Here is an 18714-nt window from a genome sequence, read left to right as displayed (position 1 = left end):
GCGCAGAACTGGGCCGAGTGCCAGGAGGAACTGTTCGACGAACGCGACCGGTTCGTGGAGAGCGACCACCACGGACAGGCCGTCGTCCAGGTCGTGCGCGGCTCCGCGTCCTTCGGCTGGCAGGACATGCAGACCCTGATGCGGGTCGTCCTGGAGTCCGCCGAGGAACGCATCCGCCTGACCACCGCCTACTTCGCCCCCGACGACTACTTCACCGGTCTGCTCTGCGCCGCCGCCCGCCGCGGCGTGGAGGTCGAGATCCTGCTGCCGGGCCCGCACACCGACAAACGGGTCTGCCAGCTCGCCGGCCAGCGCCACTACGAGCAACTCACCGCCTGCGGGGTGAAGATCTACCAGTACCAGCCCACGATGATGCACACGAAGAGCGTCACCGTCGACCGGGTGGCCTCGCTCATCGGCTCCACCAACTTCAACCGGCGCTCCCTCGACCACGACGAGGAGGTCATGCTCGCCGTCATGGACTGCGACTTCACCGACGCCCTGGACGCCCACTTCGACGAGGACCGCGACAACAGCGTGCTCATCGAACGCGGCCGCTGGAAGCGCCGGGACGCCTTGCAGCGGGTCCGGGAAGCGGCCGTCGTGCCGATCCGCCGCTACCTCTGAGCCGGGCGACGGGGTGTGGGCCGGGGCTGACCGGGCAGGCGGGGAGAGCAGTCACGTCGTCCGTCATGTGAAGGGAAGGGCCCATGAGCGTCTCAGCCGACACCTCGCCGGCACCGGCAGCCGCGGTGATCACCGAGCCCTTGCCCGATCTCCAGCTCCAGCTGCTCATCCAGCTCCTGGACGAGGACCCGCGCTCCAGCCTGCCCCTCACCCTCACGCACCCCGGCGGCCTGCTGCACGGGGATGTGATCGGGCACGAGCAGTGGAAGGCGGAGTGGGCCAGGAGCCTGCGCCAGGTGGAGGGCGAGGGCGCCAACCTGCTCGCCGAGTTCCCCGAGACGGTCGACCAGGGCGTCCGGGAGCTGCACGGCCAGGAGGACGCGCAGACGGCCCGGCTGCCGCGCTGGATCCACCTGCGGGACGTGACGTTTCTCGGCGGGGCCATGAGCGCCATCTCGCTGCCGCTGTGGCGCGGACGGCTCTCGGACGTGTCGGGGTGGGCGCTGGGCCGCCCGCAATGACCTCTGCCTGTACGTGACCGGCCCCGGCACCTGTGAAGGGTGCCGGGGCCGACGTATGGGTCGCCGGCGGGTCAGAGCCGCTCGGGCGTCCGGATGCCGAGCAGCGCCATCCCCCGGTACAGGGTCCGGGCGGTGAGGTCGACCAGGAAGAGCCGGTTCTCGACGACCTCGGGCGCGTTGTCCGGGCTGAGCACCTGGCACTGGTCGTAGAACGTGGTCAGGTGCGACGCCAGCTGGTACAGGTACGCGGCCAGCTTGTGCGGCTCGTACCCCGACGCGACCTCGGAGAGCACCTCGCCGAACTGGTCCAGGTGCAGACCGAGCGCGCGCTCCGCCGGGGCCAGCGCCAGCTCCGGGTGGGCGGCCGGGACCGCGTCGCCGGCCTTGCGCAGGATCGACCGGATCCGGGCGTACGCGTACTGGAGGTACACCGAGGTGTCGCCGTTCAGCGACACCATCTGGTCCAGGTCGAACTTATAGTCCCGCACGGCGGAGGTCGACAGGTCCGCGTACTTCACGGCGCCGACGCCGACGTACCGCCCGTTCTCCACGATCTCGTCCTCGGACAGGCCCACCTTCTCGGCCTTCTCCCGCACGACCGCCGTGGCCCGGGAGACCGCCTCGTCGAGGAGGTCCTCCAGCCGCACGCTCTCGCCCTCACGGGTCTTGAACGGCTTGCCGTCCTTGCCGAGGACCGTGCCGAACGCGAGCTGCACGGCCTGCACGTCCTCGTTGAGCCAGCCCGCCCGGCGGGCCGTCTCGAAGACCATCCTGAAGTGCAGCGACTGCCGGGCGTCCACCACGTAGAGCAGGGTGTCGGCCTTGAGGTCCTGGACCCGGTTGCGGATCGCGGAGAGGTCGGTGGCCGCGTAGCCGTAGCCGCCGTTCGTCTTCTTCACGATGAGCGGGACCTTGTTGCCGTCCGGGCCCAGCACATCGTCGAAGAACACGCACAGAGCGCCCTCGGAGCGGACGGCGACGCCCGTCTCCTCCAGGATCCGGCAGGTCTCCTCCAGCATGTCGTTGTAGCCGGACTCACCGACGATGTCGGGGTCGCGGACCTCCATGTCGAGCTTGTCGAAGACCGAGTGGAAGTAGATCTTCGACTCGTCGACGAAGCCCTGCCACAGCTCCAGCGTCTGCGGGTCCCCGGCCTGGAGGGCCACCACCCGGTCCCGGGAGCGCGCCTTGAACTCCTCGTCGGAGTCGAACAGGGCACGCGACGCCTTGTAGACCCGGTTCAGCGTCGACATCGCCGCCTCGCCGTCCGACGCGTCGCCCTCGTGCTTCAGCGCGCCCGGGTGCTCGATCAGATACTGGATGAGCATGCCAAACTGGGTGCCCCAGTCGCCGATGTGGTGGCGCCGGACCACGCTCTCGCCGGTGAACTCCAGGATCTTGACCATCGCGTCGCCGATGACCGCCGACCGCAGGTGGCCGACGTGCATCTCCTTGGCCACGTTCGGCTGGGCGTAGTCGATGACCGTCGTCCCGGCCGCCGCGTCCACCGGCACGCCGAGGCGGCCCTCGGGGTCGGCGGCCCGGGCGGCCAGCGTCTCGACGATGGCCCTGTCGGTGAGCGTGATGTTCAGGAAGCCGGGCCCGGAGACCTCGATGTCCTTGATCAGCTCGCCCGCCGGCAGGGCGGCCGTGACCTGGGCGGCCAGCTCGCGCGGATTGCCCTTGAGCTTCTTCGCGAGGGCGAGGATGCCGTTGGCCTGGAAGTCGGCCCGGTCGCTTCGGCGCAGCAGCGGGTCCGCGGTGCCGGCCTCCGGCAGAGCTGCCGTCAGGGCGTCCGCCAGCTGCTGCTGGAGCGTGGAAGCGAGGGAAGGGACCGAGCCGTGCTCAGGCATGGGACGGGCTGCCGTTTCCGTAGGGGTACAAGGGATCTCCTCAGTATCCCACGGGGCGTAAAGCCGTTTTCGCGCTACGGGGGGTAGCTGGGAGAATGGTCGGCGACCCACCGGGACCTAACACGAGAGAAGGACGTGCCGACCGTGGCCGAGAGTCAGACCAGCACCGAGACCGACTGGGTCTCCCGCTTCGCGGACGATGTCATCGCCGAATCGGAGCGTCGTGCGCCTGGCAAACCGGTCGTCGTCGCCTCCGGTCTGTCCCCGTCGGGCCCGATCCACCTCGGCAACCTCCGCGAGGTCATGACCCCGCACCTGGTCGCCGACGAGATCCGCCGCCGCGGGTACACCGTGCGCCACCTGATCTCCTGGGACGACTACGACCGCTACCGGAAGGTCCCCAACGGGGTCCCGGGCGTGGACGAGTCCTGGGCCGGGCACATCGGCAAGCCGCTGACCTCGGTGCCCGCCCCGGCCGGCTCCGCGTACGCGAACTGGGCCGAGCACTTCAAGGCCGCCATGACGGCCGCCCTGGACGAGCTGGGCGTCGAGTACGACGGCATCAGCCAGACGGAGCAGTACACCGCCGGAACCTACCGCGAGCAGGTCCTGCACGCGATGAAGCACCGCGCCGACATCGACGCCGTGCTTGACCGCTACCGGACGAAGAAGGACCCGGCAGCCGCTGCCAAGGCCGGTAAGAAGCCGCAGCAGCAGAAGAAGGTCGACGAGGCCGAGCTGGAGGCCGCCGAGGGCTCCGGCGCCGCCGACGAGGACGACGGCAGCGGCAACACCGCCGGCTACTTCCCGTACAAGCCCTACTGCGGCAACTGCGAGAAGGACCTCACCGTCGTCACGTCCTACGACGACGACACCACCGAGCTGAACTACACCTGCTCGGCCTGCGGCTTCGCCGAGACCGTCCGGCTCAACGAGTTCAACCGCGGCAAGCTGGTGTGGAAGGTCGACTGGCCGATGCGCTGGGCGTACGAGGGTGTGATCTTCGAGCCCAGCGGCGTCGACCACTCCTCGCCCGGCTCCTCCTTCGTCGTCGGCGGCCAGATCGTCCGCGAGATCTTCGACGGCGTGCAGCCCATCGGGCCCATGTACGCCTTCGTCGGCATCTCCGGCATGGCCAAGATGTCCTCCAGCAAGGGCGGGGTCCCCACCCCGGCCGACGCGCTGAAGATCATGGAGGCGCCGCTGCTGCGCTGGCTCTACGCCCGCCGCAGGCCCAACCAGTCGTTCAAGATCGCCTTCGACCAGGAGATCCAGCGGCTGTACGACGAGTGGGACTCGCTGGGCCGCAAGGTCGCCGACGGTACGGTGCTGCCCGCCGACGCCGCCGCCTACGCGCGGGCCATCGGCACGGCGGCCGGGGAGCTCCCTAGCACCCCGCGCCCGCTGCCGTACCGGACGCTCGCCTCGGTCGCCGACATCACCGCCGGCGCCGAGGACCAGACCCTGCGCATCCTCAGCGAACTCGACCCGGAGAACCCGCTGACCTCGCTGGACGAGGCCCGACCCCGCCTGGACCGCGCCGAGAACTGGATCACCACCCAGGTCCCGGCCGAGGCCCGCACCATCGTCCGCGACGAGCCCGACAAGGAGCTGCTGGGCTCGCTCGACGACCAGGGCCGCGAGTCACTGCGCCTCCTCCTGGAAGGGCTGGACACGCACTGGTCGCTGGACGGGCTCACCACGCTCGTCTACGGCGTGCCGAAGGTGCTGGCCGGTTTGGAGCCGGACGCCAAGCCGACGCCCGAGCTGAAGGCCGCCCAGCGGTCCTTCTTCGCCCTGCTCTACCGGCTGCTCGTCAGCCGCGACACCGGCCCCCGCCTGCCCACGCTGCTGCTCGCGGTGGGGGCGGAGCGGGTGCGCAGGCTGCTGGGCGCGTAGCGCCGTACGTACGGCTGAGGGCCGCCGCCCGGGAAAGTCCGGGCGGCGGCCCGTCGCCGTACACGGCCGTACGCCGGGTGCTCCCGCCCCTACTGCCGTGGTGCTCGCCAGACCAGCGCCTGAGCGAGGATGACGCGCTCCCCGTCGAAGGTGACGGCGGGGCCTTCGTGCAGCTCGTAGCCGAGGCCCATCGCCTCGCTCACACGTCGGCAGAAGGAGGCGTCGTCCGGGCCGGACAGGACGCGGTAGATGGGTAATCCGTCAGGTGGTGTGGTCATGGGGAGAGGATCTCAAGCGGTGCGAGCCCGAGCCCGCTGCCCTGCCGACCGCAGCCGGATCAGGACGGCCGCTCTCCGCTCGTCGGCTTGCGGAACAGCAGCATCGTCGAGGACCCGAAGGCCTCGGTGCTGGTGTGCGTACTGCTCACCGGCTCGAAGCCGTGCCGGCTGATCTCGTCGACCAGGGCGTCACCGGACCGCTCGGAGTAGGGGAGCACCTCCAGGCCGATGGTCTTCTCGCCGTCGGCGACCCGGACCCGCCGGCCGATCTCCCGGCCCGGAACGAAGTCGTCGGCGACCTCCGCGTAGTTGGGGACGGAGAAGAAGCCCTTCCCCCACTCGCCGGCGCAGTGGTCCACGATGAAGTGACCGCCCGGACGGAGGATGTCGAAGACGCGGGAGATGTGGCGTGCCCGCTGCTCCTCGTCGACGAGCATGTGGAGGCAGCCCATGTTCATGGCCAGGTCGAAGCTGTTCTCGTCGAGACCGCGCAGGTAGATGATGTCGCGCTCCACGAACCCCGAGGCGTCCAGGTTCGCGGCGGTCGCCAGCTCACGCGCGCGGGCCAGCGCCGAGTGCGACACATCGACCGACACGACGTCGTGACCCTGCGACAGCAGGTGGAGGGAGTCGCGGCCCTCGCCGCAGCCCAGGTCGATGATCCGGGCGGAGAAGACGTCCGGGCGCTCCTTCATCATCTGCAGGAGCGAGGCGTTCGGTTCCGCCGACTCCCACAGCCGGGCCCCGTTCTCGTACACGGTCCGGTACCGGTCCTCGTAACCGAAGTAGTAGTCGCCGATCTCCCCGACGATGCTCCGTACGTCGTCGGTGGTGGGCGAGTACTCCACGGGTGAGGCCGTGACGTCCTTGGCCCCGCTCATGGCCACGAGCTCGGTGTCGTCGAGGAGGCCGATGGCCAGCAGGTACTGCGACGCGTCGCACTCGATGGCCTCGCCGACCCCGAAGGGCGCGCAACACTCCTTGAGGACGTCCGGGGTCAGCGCCGCGGCCTTCTCGCACAGGAAGATCGCGGCTCGTCCCCGGGCCACCTTGACGGCGAACCCGGTCGAGCCGTCCAGCTGCCACACGGTGGTCCGGTCGCCGAGACGGAGCGTGGTCAGGTCCGCGCCCGCAGGCGCGGCCTCGTCGAGAATCGCTTGGTAAAGGCTCATTTCAGTACCCCCTGTTTGATGTTCTCGGATGTGTGCAGCACGTCCTCGGACGTGCGCGGAGCGCCCTCGGACGCGTGCAGAGCGGCCTCGGACGTAAGCAGAGCGGTCCCGGACCTCCGCAGGGCCGCCAGACGGTCCTCGTACCTCAGGACCACGGGGCTCCGGTGCCGGAAGATCCGGCCGGTGTCACGGATGCGCTGGGCGGCCTCGTAGTTCCGGGAGCGGAGTGCGGCCTCCATCGCGGTGAGCTCGACGACGTCGCGCTGGGCGTTGCTGCCGCCCATCGGGAAGGACCGGTGGAAGGACCTGGCCAGCCGGACCGTCGCGTCGGCGTAGTCGCCGGTCGTGAAGGACCGGAAGCCGAGGAACACGTCGACGATCCCTTCCGGTACCTCCTTGCCACGCGCCAGCACCGCCCGCAGGAGGGAGTCGGCACTGCCGTACTCCCCGACCTGGCAGTACGTGATGTACGCGTGGAAGTCGTTGAAGAGGTACCAGTTCTCGTCGAGGTAGGGCTTCCAGTCCTGGAAGAGCGCCCGCCAGTACGCGGAGAGGTCGAGCGAGGGTTCGACGAGCGCGATGCGCCACAGCAGCGTGACGGCGTCCAGGTCCTCGGCCGACCGCAGGGACGTCTTCCGGCGGATGCCGAAGCGGTAACACGCCAGTGCCTCGCGGATGTTCTCCGCGTAGAGCTCGAACAGTGCGTAGTGCCACCAGATGTGGATGCGCATGGGAGTCGATCCGTCCCGGCCGCGCATGTACTCCTGGATGTAGCGGGCCCCCTCCTCGTGGCTGCCTGTCTCGTAGAGGCAGTGCACGACCGCGTGCATCGCGTAGATGTCGTCGGGGTTCAGCTCCAGTGCGGCCCGGCAGCGGTCGAGCGCCGCCTCGGTGAGGCCGTTCTCCTCCAGGGCGAACGCGTGCAGGCCGTGGAGGTAGCCGATGGCCGGGTCGTCGGCCGCGAAGGCCCCGACGGCCTCCGTGATCGAGGCCAGCATGTGCGGGGCGTCGCCGGCGTAGAAGTCCAGCATGTGCACGGCGTAGACCGATACGGCATCGCCCGGATACGTGTCGACGACGGACTGGAAACCGTTCCGTGCGGTGAGCAGATCCCCGGTGGCCCAGGAATCGAGGGCACAGAGCACCGCTTCGGTGCGGGCCTCGGCCGGTTCGCGCTCCCGGAGGGAGGCGCAGATCGTGGCGGCCGCCACGGCTGCCGGGCGCTCCATGGAACAGAGGAGGTCCACGGCGAGTATGAGCTGGAGTGCCACGGGGAGTGCGGATCGGGGCTGGACGGAGCTACGACATCGTTCGTGGTCCAGTCTCATCGAGACCAGGTGCACGATCGAGCTCTCGACCAGGTCCAGGTCCGACGGCCGCTCCACCAGGTGGGGGACGCCTCGAGAATCGATGAGCACGCTCATTCGGACACCTCCGTCGGTACGAGCCGGTCGTTCTGGACCTTGCGAATGGCGTGCAGAGCGGTGACCAGCAGCAGGGTCAGGGCGAACGGGGCCAGCCAGATCTCGGAGGAGAAGTACTGCCCGCCCGCCAGCACCGCGGCCAGCAGGATGAGCGAACAGGCGTTGGCGTTCGCCACCAGCGCGCCGACCTGTCGTGGTGAGAAGTGCGATGCCGCTTCCGCGCGCAGGAGCACCCGCACGGCGCCGAAGGCGCAGCCGAGGGCGAAGACGGCGGCCATCTGCGGTGTTCCGAACGTCGGGGCGAGGCTCCAGAGGACCACCGCCGCGATCACGGCGACCGCGGCTCCAGCCAGCAGCCAGCGCACGTCGCGGCTCTTCGTGAAGCGGTGCAGCAGGGCTCCCGCTACCGCCATCCCGATGCCGAGGAGCATGTCCAGGACACCGACGGTGAACATGCTTCCGTCGTTGGCGAGGACCTGTAGGGGCAGCATGAAGTTGAAGGTCCCCAGGACGGGCCAGACGAGCACGAAGGCCAGGAGGTAGAGGGTGCGGGGGCTGCCCGTGCCCGTCGGCCCGGTCTCCTGCTCGGCAGGGTCCGCGGCGGCCTCGGCGCGGTGCGATCCCAGACTCAGGATGGCGACCGCGGCGAACAGGGCGGCGCAGGCGGCCAGCACCCACTCGGCCCGCATGACCTGGGTGAGCAGCGGGGCGAACAGCGGGCCCACCATGAGCGCGACCTGGTTCACCGTCATGGTCAGTGAGCTCTGCTGACGCAGAACGACACCGTCCAGCCCGGACGCCTCTTCGTTGAACCACACCTCCCAGCTGGATTCGAGGAAGAAGAAGAACACCCACAGAACGAAGTTCAGGGCGATGACCAGGTGCACGTCGGAGTAGCCGGCCGCGATCAGGAGCAGGGTCAGGGAGACTCCGGCGAGTCCCGCGGCGGTCATCCTGGCCCCGCCGGCGATCGGACAGAAGCGGATCAGCAGCGGAACGAAGACGGCGGGGACGAAGGAGAGGGTGGTGGAGACGGCGAGTGCGCCGTAGCCTCCCCCGTCCGCGGAGGCGATGTGCCAGTTCAGGAGCAGGAGCACGACGCCGTTGAAGAACCGGTAGAGACCGGAGTACAGCGTGTACTGCTTCACTCCTCGACCAGCCCACCGGTCACGAAGGTCTGCTCGGACAGTTCCCTGGCCATGGTCACCGGCAGCGCGGTCTTCTCGCCGAAGAGCTCGTCCCATTCGAGCTCGACGATGCCTTCCCTGGTGCTCCAGTTCTTGGCGGCCTCGGAGCGGTCTCCCCGCTTGGCGCTGATGCTGAAGCTCCGCACCTCGGGCGGCAGGGGCTTCCCGTCGAGGACGTCCTCGATCCGCCCGGGCGCGGCCTTGAGGAACGCGATCGCCGAGGTCCTGGTGGGCGTCGCGGCGGCGACGACGTCGAGGAGGCCGGTGCCGAGGTAGGAGCCGACGTGCAGCCAGTAGGGGTTGAGCGAGTAGGCCCGCTCCACCTGGTCCATGATCCCGTCGCCGCCGGGGCGGGCGGCCACTTCGATCACCCAGGCCGTGCCGTCCGCGCCGAACTTGATCTCGACATGGGCGAGGCCCCGGTCGATGCCCAGTGCGGTGCAGGACCGGACGGCGAGGTCGGTGAGCGTGGGGTCGCCGGTCCGGTGGCTCGGCACCAGGTGCGCCATCTCCGCGAACCAGGGGCGGGGGGAGAGGTACTTCTCCGTCACCGCGAGGACCTCCGCGCGGCCGGCGCCGCAGAGCACCTCGACGGACACCTCGTCGTCGGAGTCGACGAACTGCTCGACGAGGAACTTGTCACCGAGGATGTTGAACGACGATCCGTACTCGGCGACGACGGCCTTCGACTCCGCGAGGCCGGCGACCGCCTCCTCGTGCGTGGTGGCCAGCACCACTCCGCCGCTGCCGCCGAAGTCGTACGGCTTGATGACGACGGGCAGCCCGATGGCCTCGATGGCGTCGGACAACTCCTGCTCGGACTCGACCAGCCGGCACCGGGGCGTCCGGACGCCGGCTGCCAGCAGAGCCTGCTTCATGGCGTACTTGTTCCGGGCGTTGGTCACCGCCGTGGCGTCCAGTCCGCCCAGTCCGAGGGCGCGGTTCACGGCGTTCGCCGAATCAACCGTCCAGTCGTTGAGCGGAACGACGATCCTGGGGTGCCGGCCCTGGGCGGAGTGCGCGCGGATGGCCTCAAGCAGGGACTCCGCGTCCTTGGGGTCGGCCTCCATCACGTGGTCGAACGTGCGGTTCCGCCTGCGTGCGGCATCTTCCGTGGCCGCCCAGACGGGCAGGTCGGTGGCCTGCTTCGCGCCCGAGAAAACCCGTTCGCGGAGATATTGGTCGGCCCCGAGCAGCAGAACGTATTCGTCTTTCGGCTGCATGAATGCACCCTGATCTTTCAAGGATTCCCCCGCATGTGATTCATGGCCCGGCGTTGCCCAGGTGCGCACCTGGTCGCAAATTCGGCCGTTATCCCCCGTGTAAGTCTGGGTGTGCACGACTAGGTGCTCGTGTGGACGCCCAGTTCTACCGTGAGAGCGTAGCGGTGGGGTGGGTGGGAGTACAAGGTATTAGTTTCGGAAATTGGCCTGAAATAATCGGTGGAGGGTGATCGAGTGCATCGCTGCAGCTGGGGCGGTGTGTGACGGAGCCCTGCCCGGCCTCCGGGGACTCGTCGGGTAAAATCTTTATCAACGACGACGGTTCGGGAGCATCCGATATCCCCGAAACTCCTTCGGCGAGTTACGCGGCGTCCTCGGCGGGACGTGTAATGAGAACGTCGACAAGAGTTTTCACCCCCGATACCCGGAGGGTGATCGCCGATGCAGAAGGGCCGCCGCCCGGGAGGGTTTTCCCGGGCGGCGGCCCATTTCTCATGTTCGGGAGAGTCCGCAGTTCTGCGCGTTCCGCGGGTTTTCCGTGGGTGCGGAGGCGGCTGCGGGTGTCAGGCGCTCTGGTCGGCCGTCGCCTGCTGCATGTAGTGGTCCCTGAACTGCGGCATCAGCTGCTGGAGCAGCTCGGTCGAGCGGGGGTGGTGCACATCGCGCCGGTCGGCCAGGTGGATGTCCAGGGTCTCGACATTCGGGTACTGGCCCACCTGGTCCGTGTACGCGCTGAACTCCTCGTACGCGCGGTCGGCGAAGTCGTTGTCCTCCTGGGACCACTCCTCCAACTGCGGCGCGTCCTCGGGGCCGGGGGCGGGCACGGCGGGCGGCTCCTCGTCGGCGGCCTGCTGCACCTGCTGCTCGGGCTGCGCCTGCTGTACGGGCTGGGCCTGCTGTACGGGCTGGGCCTGGTCCGGGGCCTCGTGGGGCTCCTCGCGGCGGGGGTGCGGCGCCGCGCCGATCGTGCCGACGTCCCCGAGGGGGCGGGTGCGGCCGGGGCCCAGCGGGACGGCCACCGGGGTGGGTTCGAGGCCCTCGGCATGCTGCGGGTCGTACGCGCCGACGTGCGCGGCCTCCGGAAGCTTCTGGGCGGCGAACCAGGGGCTGTCGTGCGTGGGCGGGACCTGCGGGGCTTCCGGCGCCTGCCGTTGCAGGTGCTGGGGCTGCTGGGGCTGGACCTGCTGCTCTTGCTGGAGCTGCTGCTGGGACCGCTGCTGGGGTGTCTCCTTCCGGAGCGACGCCGCCAACTGCTGCTGATGCTGCTGCGGGTGCTGCTGGGCCTGTTCCTGAAGAGGCTCCGGCTCCTCGCGCCCCTGCTCGTGGCCGTGCGCCAGGCCCTGCTCCCGGTCCTGCTCCCGCCGGGGCTCGTAGGGCAGTTCGGCCTTCGGGGCGGGCGGCAGCAGGGCGGGCTCGATGCCGGCGGCGGCGAGTCCGGCCGGGGCGGTCTCGGCGAGCGGGACGCCGTACTTCGCCAGCCGCAGCGGCATCATCGACTCGACGGGCGCCTTGCGGCGCCAGTTGCGGCCGAACCGGGCCTGGAGCCGGGCCTGGTATATCAGCCGCTCCTGTTCGAGCTTGATGACCTGTTCGTAACTGCGCAGCTCCCACAGCTTCATGCGCCGCCACAGCTTGAACGTCGGTACGGGGGAGAGCAGCCAGCGGGTGAGGCGCACGCCCTCCATGTGCTTGTCGGCCGTGATGTCCGCGATCCGGCCCACCGCGTGGCGGGCGGCCTCCACGGAGACGACGAACAGGACCGGGATCACCGCGTGCATCGCGGTGCCGAGCGGATCGGGCCAGGAGGCGGCGCCGTTGAACGCGATGGTCGCGGCGGTCAGCAGCCACGCCGTCTGGCGCAGCAGCGGGAACGGGATCCGCATCCACGTCAGCAGCAGGTCCAGCGCGAGCAGGACGCAGATGCCCGCGTCGATGCCGATGGGAAAGACCAGGGAGAACGTGCCGAACCCCTTGGCCTCGGCCAGCTCGCGCACGGCCGCGTAGGAGCCCGCGAACCCGATCGCGGCGATGATCACCGCACCGGCGACCACGACTCCGATGAGTATCCGGTGCGTACGTGTCAGCTGCATGGCGGCCACCGGCGATCCCCTCCCCGACTTCGTCTCTCGCCCGGCATCCGACGTCCGGCGCTGGCACAGCCTGGCACATGTGTACGAGAGGCGTTGCGCGGGGAGGGCGAAGCCCGGCCGTCGGAGGAGGGCCGGGCTTCGGAAACACGGTGTGCGGCCTGGGAGTCCGGCTCTCCCGGTCCGCTCAGGTCACGACTTGGGCTTGGCCTTGGCGGCGGACTTCTTCGCGTCCTTACCGGCGGGCTTCTTGTCGCCGGTGCCGCCGGTGCTGCCCGTCTCGTCCTTGTCGCCCTTCTTGGCGCTCCCGGCCGACGGAGAGGCCTTCGCGCTGCCGGAACCGGCGGTGGTGCCGACCGCGGCCACCGCCTCCTTCGCCGCCTTCTTGGCGTCCTTGAGGATGTCCGCCGCGGACGGGGCCTTCGCCCCGGCGAAGCCCGTGCCGTTGTAGGTCAGGGTGACGACGACATTGCCCGTACGGGCGACGACCGTGGCGTACGCGAAGTCCTCGTCCGTCTTGTTGAGGCCGTACGTGATCGCCGTGGCCTCGTCGCCGATGCCGGGAGCGGCAGCGGCGGCGACCTTCTCGGCGCCCTCGGTGGCCTTCTCCTTGACGATCTGCTTCGTGTAGTCGTCGGTGGCGCGCGCGGCGCCGCTGCCCAGCGACTGGTCCGAGTCGAAGCGGGTGAAGGCGACGGACAGCCAGCGGTACTGGGAGCCCTTGACGCCCTTGTCGTCCAGCCCGTTCCACGAGCAGCTGCCGCGCACCGAGAGATCGCTGGAGCGGCCGGCCGTGCCGCCCTTCTTCTTGGCGTCGGGCACCAGGTCCTCGACCGTCTTCTCGGCGATCGAGGTGCACGCGTCGGGCAGGTCGGTGAACTTCGCCGGCTCGACCGCGGGCTTCGTCGGCTTGGTGCTGGTGGCACCGGAGGACGAGGAACTCGCCTTCTTCTTGCCGTCGGAGCCGGAGCCGGAGCCGGAGCCGGAGTCGGACGAGCAGCCGGCGGCTACGAGCATCACCGGAACGGCGGCGCAGGCGAGTATGCGGGACAGTCGCGGAGCTGATCGGTGCATGGTTCCTTCACTCGGACGGCACGGAGGTCTCGTTCGTGGTGCCACGTTACGACGCGCGGTGGGCCCGTGGCGCCCCGGTCGCGGACCCGGACGGCCCGCGCACCGGCCGCCCGCAGGGGTCGGGGGCGGCCCTACTCGCTGATCACCTCGGCCAGCTTCCGGGCCAGTGCCTGGGCCTTTTCCTGCAGTTCCTTGCTGTCCGGCACCTTGGTGACGAGGGCCGGCTGCTCGCCGTACCGGACGGTCACGAGCACGTTCGATGTGCGGAACACCACGCTCACCGTGCGGTGCTGTGCGGTGGAACCTGCCCGGGTGAGCAGATCGTCCAGGAATGCGGCATCCCCGAGCCCGTCGAGCACCCGCGGCCGGAGGTCCTCGCCGCCGCTGCCCGGCGCGCCCGACGTGCCGGACGGGGAGGGATCTGCCGAGCCCTGTCCCTCGCCGGGCTTCCCGCTCGCCTCCTCCTCCCCTTCAGCACTCTTCGTCGCGCCCGCCTCCGGGGTGCTCGCGGTGGTGGCGGCCCCCGACAGATCGGCCGCCGTCTCCTTCTTCACGTACAGGGTGCGGGCGCGGTCGTCGTCGCTCACGGCGGGGTCGTACGACACGACACGCTCGAAGTCGATGGCGAGGTTCCGCGAGGAGTCCGGCGCGTCGGACTTCCAGCTGCAGCCGACCTTGCGGTCGGTGTCGTACGTGACCGTCGCCGACCCCCGGAGCGCCTTCTCCTGGGCCTGCTGCGGCAGTTCCGCCACGCCCGGCAGCAGGTCCTTCAGGGTGGAGCTCGGTACGGCGCGGCAGGGCGCGGGCAGGGTGCGGTACTTGCCCGGGGGCGCGGTGGTGACGGCGGGGCTGCCCGGCTTGCTGTCGGCGTCGGACGCGCTGCCGTCGGAGCCGGCACTGCAGCCGGCGGCGAGCGCCGCGAGGAGCGCGACGCCGGGTACGTACGCCTTGTGTCGCACCGTCCCAGGCTCCCTTCGGTACGAAAACAGGTTGCCGCTCGGAGGCGGCCGATGGACACAATGTGTATCGCACGCGCCGCTGTGAATGCCGGTCGGCCGACTTGTTTGCCGACCTTGGGGCCGGTTTTGCGCTTTCAGTCTTTTCGGGGGAATCTCGGGGGAATCGAGGAGTTATGTCGTACGTAGAGGTGCCGGGGGCGAAGGTCCCCATCCGGATGTGGGCCGATCCCGCGTCGGTGGAGGACGTGGCGATGCAGCAGCTGCGGAACGTGGCCACGCTGCCCTGGATCAAGGGTCTCGCCGTCATGCCGGACGTCCACTTCGGCAAGGGCGCCACGGTCGGTTCGGTGATCGCCATGCGGGGTGCGGTCTGCCCGGCCGCGGTGGGGGTCGACATCGGCTGCGGGATGTCCGCGGTCAAGACGTCCCTGACCGCCAACGATCTCCCCGGCGACCTGTCACGGCTGCGCTCCAAGATCGAGCAGGCCGTTCCGGTGGGCCGGGGGATGCACACCGACACCGTGGACCCGGGGAAGCTGCACGGGTTCCCGACGGCCGGGTGGGACGATTTCTGGGGACGGTTCGACGGGATCGCCGAAGCGGTCAAGTTCCGTCAGGAACGGGCCACGAAGCAGATGGGAACGCTCGGATCGGGTAATCATTTCATCGAGTTTTGTCTCGATGAGACCGGTTCTGTCTGGCTGATGCTGCACTCCGGTTCGCGGAACATCGGCAAGGAGCTGGCCGACTTCCACATCGGGCAGGCGCAGAAGCTGCCGCACAACCAGGGCCTGATCGACCGGGACCTGGCGGTGTTCGTCGCGGACACCCCACAGATGGCGGCGTACCGCAACGACCTGTTCTGGGCCCAGGAGTACGCGAAGTTCAACCGCGCGATCATGATGGGGCTCTTCCAGGACGTCGTCCGCAAGGAGTTCAAGAAGGCGCGGGTCACCTTCGAGCCGGTCATCTCCTGCCACCACAACTACGTGGCCGAGGAGCGGTACGAGGGCATGGACCTGCTGGTCACCCGTAAGGGGGCGATTCGGGCCGGCTCCGGGGACTACGGGATCATCCCGGGCTCCATGGGCACCGGTTCGTACATCGTCAAGGGTCTCGGCAACGAGAAGTCGTTCAACTCGGCGTCGCACGGAGCGGGCCGGCGGATGAGCCGGAACGCCGCGAAGAAGCGCTTCTCGACCAAGGACCTGGAGGAGCAGACGCGGGGCGTGGAGTGCCGTAAGGACTCCGGGGTGGTCGACGAGATCCCCGGCGCGTACAAGCCGATCGAGCAGGTCATCGAACAGCAGCGGGACCTGGTCGAGGTGGTAGCGAAGCTCAAGCAGGTGGTGTGTGTGAAGGGCTGAGGCCCCGCTGCCCCAGCCGCCTCACCACCGCCCGGTCCACCGCGTCCGCTACAGGGTGCGGTGGACCTTCGTGTTGGAGGCCTGGGCGCGGGGGCGGACCACCAGGAGGTCGATGTTGACGTGGCTGGGGCGGGTGACGGCCCAGCCGATCGTGTCAGCCACGTCCTCGGCGGTCAGGGGGGCTTCCACGCCCGCGTAGACCTTGGCGGCCTTCTCGGTGTCGCCGCGGAAGCGGGTGGTGGCGAACTCGTCGGTCCTGACCATGCCGGGGGCCACCTCGATGACACGGACCGGGGTGCCCACGATCTCCAGGCGCAGGGTCTCGGCCAGGACGTGTTCGCCGTGCTTGGCGGCCACGTAGCCGCCGCCGCCCTCGTAGGAGGAGAGGGCCGCGGTGGAGGACAGGATCACGATCGTGCCGTCGCCGCTCGCGGTGAGGGCGGGGAGCAGGGCCTGGGTGACGTTGAGGGTGCCGATGACGTTCGTCTCGTACATCTGGCGCCAGTCGGCGGGGTCGCCGGTCGCCACCGGGTCGGCGCCCAGTGCGCCGCCCGCGTTGTTGACGAGGAGGGCCAGGGAGCGGAACGCGGTGGCGAACTCGTCGACGGCGGTGCGGTCGGTCACGTCCAGGGCGTAGGCGGTCGCCTCGTGGCCGGCCTCGGTGATCTCGGCGGCGAGCGCCTCGATGCGGTCCTTGCGGCGCGCGGTCAGCACGACCCGGTAACCGGCTGCGGCCAGCGTGCGGGCGGTCGCGGCGCCGATGCCGCTGCTCGCGCCGGTGACGACGGCGATGGGGGTGGCGGTCATGGCGATCTCCTCGGGCAGTTGATCGGTAACGGGGAAAGGATAGGCAGCCGCTGCCCGACCGGTCTGCCCCGCATCCAGGGAGCGGACAGGGGTGGCGGGGAGCGGGCTCGGGGTGCCCCGTGGGCCGTGCGGGTGGGTAAGAGCGCGTCGAATCCGTCCTTTCACACCCCGACGAGGTGGTCGTACGGCTCGACACCGTCGGGAGCGGCGGGACGCGGGACACGGACCGCGGGAACGACGCGCACCAGGTCCCCGCACCCGTCCACCGGGGACGCGTACGCCTTCTGCACCGCTGACCGGGACCGGCGCTGCCGAACTACGCCGTCGTGCCGCCGAATTCGCGTAGCGCGTCGGCGACGATCGTCTCCAGGTGACCGTGGTGCGCGCCCCGCCAGTACACCCGGGCGCACGCTGTGCACTGGGCGAACACGTCGTACGCCTGCTGGGTGCCGTGTTCCAGCAGGTCGCTCACGGCGCCCTTGTCGGCCTCCGCGAGCGTGCCGTTGCAGGCGGTGCAGCGGGTCCACGGGGCGAGGCCCGGGGCGAAGCGGCCGAGGACGTCGCGGAGCTGCTGCTGGGGGCGGTCGCTGTAGACGTACGCCCCCGCCCAGATCTCCCGGCGGCGCAGCAGCCCGCGGTCCCGGGAGAGCAGGACGCGCCGCTCCCGCGCGGAGAGGGCGGCGAGCGCGGGGTCGCCGATGTCCTCGCTCTCGTACGCCGCGTCCACGCCCAGGAGTCGCAACCGCCGGGCCAGCGTGCCGAGATGGACGTCGAGGAGGAAGCGCAGAGGTGCGCCGGGGACCTGCTGGGGGCGCTCGACGGCCCGTACGTCGATGTGTTCGCCCGGCCCCGGCACGTGCGAGCGGGCCACCGGATCACCGTTCACCAGCAGGGTGCCGGCCTCGGTGAGCGGGACGCCGAGGGACTCGATGACGTGGCCGAGGGTGGAGGCGCCGTCGGTGGTGAGCGGCGTCGGGCCCTGGCGGCGCTCGTGCGGGACGAAGAGCCGCAGCTCAGGGGCTACTTCGAGGGTGATCTCGGGTCCGTTCACCGGGCCAGGATGCCACCCGGGCGGGGTGGGCGGCCAGGCAATTGGCCGGGGGCCGGGGGTGGGGCGTCCCGGGGGGAGGGTGCGCGGTTGGCGGTTGGTGGGGCGGGCCGGAGCCGGCCGCTCTGGCGCCGCAGGCCCGGGAGATGAACATGTTCGGTGAGCCGTTCCCGGTCGGGGCCGGGGCTCCGGCTTTCGAGCGGGTGCTGGCCGTGACGGGGCGCGATCCGGGGTGGCGTCCGGCCGGGAGCTGAGGGCGGTGGACCGGGTGGCGGGTGCCGGGGTGGCCGGGAGGTCGTAGCGGGGGCCGAGTGCGGGTACGCGTCGTCGACGATCCCGTCGGCCCGGGGCCGAGTACGGGCACGCGTCGTCGACGATCGCCTTGGCCGGGGGCCGAGTGCGGCGTCCGCGTCGTCGGCGATCCCGTCGGCCCGGAGCAGCCTCGGCGTTCCGGGCCGGCGACGGGCTGAAGATCGGACTTCAGCCAATCATTGGCGCGATTCGACCCGATAGGTGCACGTGGGGGTATGCCCGCCGGGCCGGCCGGTCCCCCCTCAGGGCCAGACCAGGCAGTACGCCTGATGCCCCGCGTCGTGCAGGCGGTGCGAGAAGTCCTGCCACTCGTGGAGCAGCTGGTAGACGTTGAAGGCGTCGCGCGGGCCGCCGCGGTCGGGGACCGTGGACCAGATGAAGGCCGCCGCGCCCACGGACTCCTCGCCGACGCCGCGCAGCGGGTCGACGACGGTCATGGGGAGCTTGACGACCGCGTAGTCGGGGTGGAGGACGACCAGCTCCAGCGGGGGGACCTTGTGCAGGGGTATGCCCTCGATGCCGGTCAGCACCATGGCGGCCACCGTCTCCGGCTTGATCTTGGTGAACATGCCGCCCATGCCCAGCTCGTCGCCGCCCAGCTCCTCCGGGCGCATCGAGATCGGCACCCGAGCGGCGGTGGCCCCGTCCGGGGCACCGAAGTACTTGTAGGTCACCCCCATCCCGCCACCGCTCCTGCTCCCGGGGGGCGGTGTGCTCTCCGCGCCCCTGCCCTGTGCGCGCTCGGCCCTTCGCCGGTGCCGCCCTCGCCGGGCAGGCTCGGGCCCCAGGTCGCCGGTCCCTTCGCCCACTCCGCCACCGCGATGCATATCTCATCCACCCGACTACTTCTTAGGAGACACAGCCCCCGCCGCGCAA

Annotated in this window: 16 protein-coding genes and 1 pseudogene; 5 read left to right on the top strand and 12 right to left on the bottom strand. The window is 70.2% G+C overall.

The features are described from left to right. Both ACIQAK_RS24660 and ACIQAK_RS24655 read left to right on the top strand, forming a co-directional pair. The coding region (locus ACIQAK_RS24660; protein WP_401848951.1) for a phospholipase D-like domain-containing protein at positions 1-627 on the top strand (627 nt) is incomplete at its 5' end. Between the two features lie 83 nt (positions 628-710). Then, positions 711-1148 (top strand): hypothetical protein, encoded by a 438-nt coding sequence (locus ACIQAK_RS24655; RefSeq protein ID WP_366392773.1) that lies wholly within the window; start codon positions 711-713, stop codon positions 1146-1148. 71 nt (positions 1149-1219) lie between these two features. Here the strand turns inward: ACIQAK_RS24655 and argS are convergent, their stop codons facing one another. Further along, complete coding sequence (gene argS, locus ACIQAK_RS24650; protein WP_366392774.1) at positions 1220-3001, bottom strand: arginine--tRNA ligase; 1782 nt, start codon at positions 2999-3001, stop codon at positions 1220-1222. 135 nt (positions 3002-3136) lie between these two features. On the opposite strand from argS, the gene lysS reads away from it, so the two are divergent. Further along, on the top strand, positions 3137-4900 hold the full coding sequence (lysS, locus tag ACIQAK_RS24645) for a lysine--tRNA ligase (protein WP_366392775.1): 1764 nt from the start codon (positions 3137-3139) through the stop codon (positions 4898-4900). An 89-nt stretch (positions 4901-4989) separates the two neighbouring features. Here the strand turns inward: lysS and ACIQAK_RS24640 are convergent, their stop codons facing one another. The 8 genes from ACIQAK_RS24640 to ACIQAK_RS24605 all read right to left on the bottom strand — a co-directional run bounded on the left by ACIQAK_RS24640 (position 4990) and on the right by ACIQAK_RS24605 (position 14304). After that, positions 4990-5178 carry a DUF1737 domain-containing protein gene (locus ACIQAK_RS24640; RefSeq protein WP_366392776.1) on the bottom strand — a complete coding sequence of 63 codons (189 nt, stop codon included), beginning with the start codon at positions 5176-5178 and terminating at the stop codon, positions 4990-4992. Positions 5179-5237: 59 nt separating this feature from the next. Continuing rightward, entirely contained in the window at positions 5238-6350 is a 1113-nt protein-coding gene (locus tag ACIQAK_RS24635) for a class I SAM-dependent methyltransferase (protein ID WP_366392777.1), read from the bottom strand. Next, positions 6347-7774, bottom strand: a complete 1428-nt coding sequence (locus ACIQAK_RS24630) for a hypothetical protein (RefSeq protein ID WP_366392778.1) — start codon at positions 7772-7774, stop codon at positions 6347-6349. The genes ACIQAK_RS24635 and ACIQAK_RS24630 overlap by 4 nt, the downstream gene beginning before the upstream one ends. Then, positions 7771-8922: a hypothetical protein gene (locus ACIQAK_RS24625; RefSeq protein WP_366392779.1), complete on the bottom strand. Its 1152-nt coding sequence runs from the start codon at positions 8920-8922 to the stop codon at positions 7771-7773. Before ACIQAK_RS24625 ends, ACIQAK_RS24630 begins: the two co-directional genes overlap by 4 nt. Beyond that, entirely contained in the window at positions 8919-10184 is a 1266-nt protein-coding gene (locus tag ACIQAK_RS24620; protein WP_366392780.1) for an ATP-grasp domain-containing protein, read from the bottom strand. The genes ACIQAK_RS24625 and ACIQAK_RS24620 overlap by 4 nt, the downstream gene beginning before the upstream one ends. Before the next feature lie 563 nt (positions 10185-10747). Next, positions 10748-12283 carry a DUF2637 domain-containing protein gene (locus ACIQAK_RS24615; protein WP_401848946.1) on the bottom strand — a complete coding sequence of 512 codons (1536 nt, stop codon included), beginning with the start codon at positions 12281-12283 and terminating at the stop codon, positions 10748-10750. Positions 12284-12463: 180 nt separating this feature from the next. Beyond that, positions 12464-13345, bottom strand: a complete 882-nt coding sequence (locus ACIQAK_RS24610; RefSeq protein WP_366391274.1) for a DUF3558 domain-containing protein — start codon at positions 13343-13345, stop codon at positions 12464-12466. Between the two features lie 131 nt (positions 13346-13476). Then, on the bottom strand, positions 13477-14304 hold the full coding sequence (locus tag ACIQAK_RS24605; protein ID WP_366391273.1) for a DUF3558 domain-containing protein: 828 nt from the start codon (positions 14302-14304) through the stop codon (positions 13477-13479). A gap of 173 nt (positions 14305-14477) precedes the next feature. Here ACIQAK_RS24605 and ACIQAK_RS24600 point away from each other — a divergent pair, with 173 nt between their 5' ends. Next, complete coding sequence (locus tag ACIQAK_RS24600; RefSeq protein WP_366391272.1) at positions 14478-15671, top strand: RtcB family protein; 1194 nt, start codon at positions 14478-14480, stop codon at positions 15669-15671. 48 nt (positions 15672-15719) lie between these two features. Here the strand turns inward: ACIQAK_RS24600 and ACIQAK_RS24595 are convergent, their stop codons facing one another. Together ACIQAK_RS24595 and ACIQAK_RS24590 are read right to left on the bottom strand one after the other, a co-directional pair. Next, complete coding sequence (locus ACIQAK_RS24595) at positions 15720-16478, bottom strand: SDR family oxidoreductase (RefSeq protein WP_366391271.1); 759 nt, start codon at positions 16476-16478, stop codon at positions 15720-15722. Between the two features lie 316 nt (positions 16479-16794). Further along, positions 16795-17529, bottom strand: coding sequence for a Mut7-C RNAse domain-containing protein (locus tag ACIQAK_RS24590; RefSeq protein WP_366391270.1), 735 nt, complete (start codon positions 17527-17529; stop codon positions 16795-16797). A gap of 104 nt (positions 17530-17633) precedes the next feature. Here ACIQAK_RS24590 and ACIQAK_RS24585 point away from each other — a divergent pair. After that, positions 17634-17780: pseudogene (locus ACIQAK_RS24585) on the top strand (TIGR03086 family protein); the annotation flags it as partial. Between the two features lie 300 nt (positions 17781-18080). Here ACIQAK_RS24585 and ACIQAK_RS24580 read toward each other — a convergent pair. Further along, entirely contained in the window at positions 18081-18665 is a 585-nt protein-coding gene (locus ACIQAK_RS24580; RefSeq protein WP_366391269.1) for a hypothetical protein, read from the bottom strand. Between the last annotated feature and the right edge of the window lie 49 nt (positions 18666-18714).

Source organism: Streptomyces sp. NPDC088706 (assembly GCF_044752765.1).
Taxonomy (GTDB): domain Bacteria; phylum Actinomycetota; class Actinomycetes; order Streptomycetales; family Streptomycetaceae; genus Streptomyces.
This window is presented reverse-complemented; position numbering and strand designations above follow the sequence as displayed.

Excerpts from the sequence above, each read along its gene's own strand:
- ACIQAK_RS24620 (WP_366392780.1), bottom strand. The coding sequence starts at position 10,184 with ATGCAGCCGAAAGACGAATACGTTCTGCTGCTCGGGGCCGACCAATAT.
- ACIQAK_RS24580 (WP_366391269.1), bottom strand. The coding sequence starts at position 18,665 with ATGCATCGCGGTGGCGGAGTGGGCGAAGGGACCGGCGACCTGGGGCCC.
- ACIQAK_RS24610 (WP_366391274.1), bottom strand. The coding sequence starts at position 13,345 with ATGCACCGATCAGCTCCGCGACTGTCCCGCATACTCGCCTGCGCCGCC.
- ACIQAK_RS24600 (WP_366391272.1), top strand. The coding sequence starts at position 14,478 with ATGTCGTACGTAGAGGTGCCGGGGGCGAAGGTCCCCATCCGGATGTGG.
- ACIQAK_RS24635 (WP_366392777.1), bottom strand. The coding sequence starts at position 6,350 with ATGAGCCTTTACCAAGCGATTCTCGACGAGGCCGCGCCTGCGGGCGCG.
- ACIQAK_RS24630 (WP_366392778.1), bottom strand. The coding sequence starts at position 7,774 with ATGAGCGTGCTCATCGATTCTCGAGGCGTCCCCCACCTGGTGGAGCGG.
- ACIQAK_RS24640 (WP_366392776.1), bottom strand. The coding sequence starts at position 5,178 with ATGACCACACCACCTGACGGATTACCCATCTACCGCGTCCTGTCCGGC.
- ACIQAK_RS24595 (WP_366391271.1), bottom strand. The coding sequence starts at position 16,478 with ATGACCGCCACCCCCATCGCCGTCGTCACCGGCGCGAGCAGCGGCATC.
- ACIQAK_RS24655 (WP_366392773.1), top strand. The coding sequence starts at position 711 with ATGAGCGTCTCAGCCGACACCTCGCCGGCACCGGCAGCCGCGGTGATC.
- argS (WP_366392774.1), bottom strand. The coding sequence starts at position 3,001 with ATGCCTGAGCACGGCTCGGTCCCTTCCCTCGCTTCCACGCTCCAGCAG.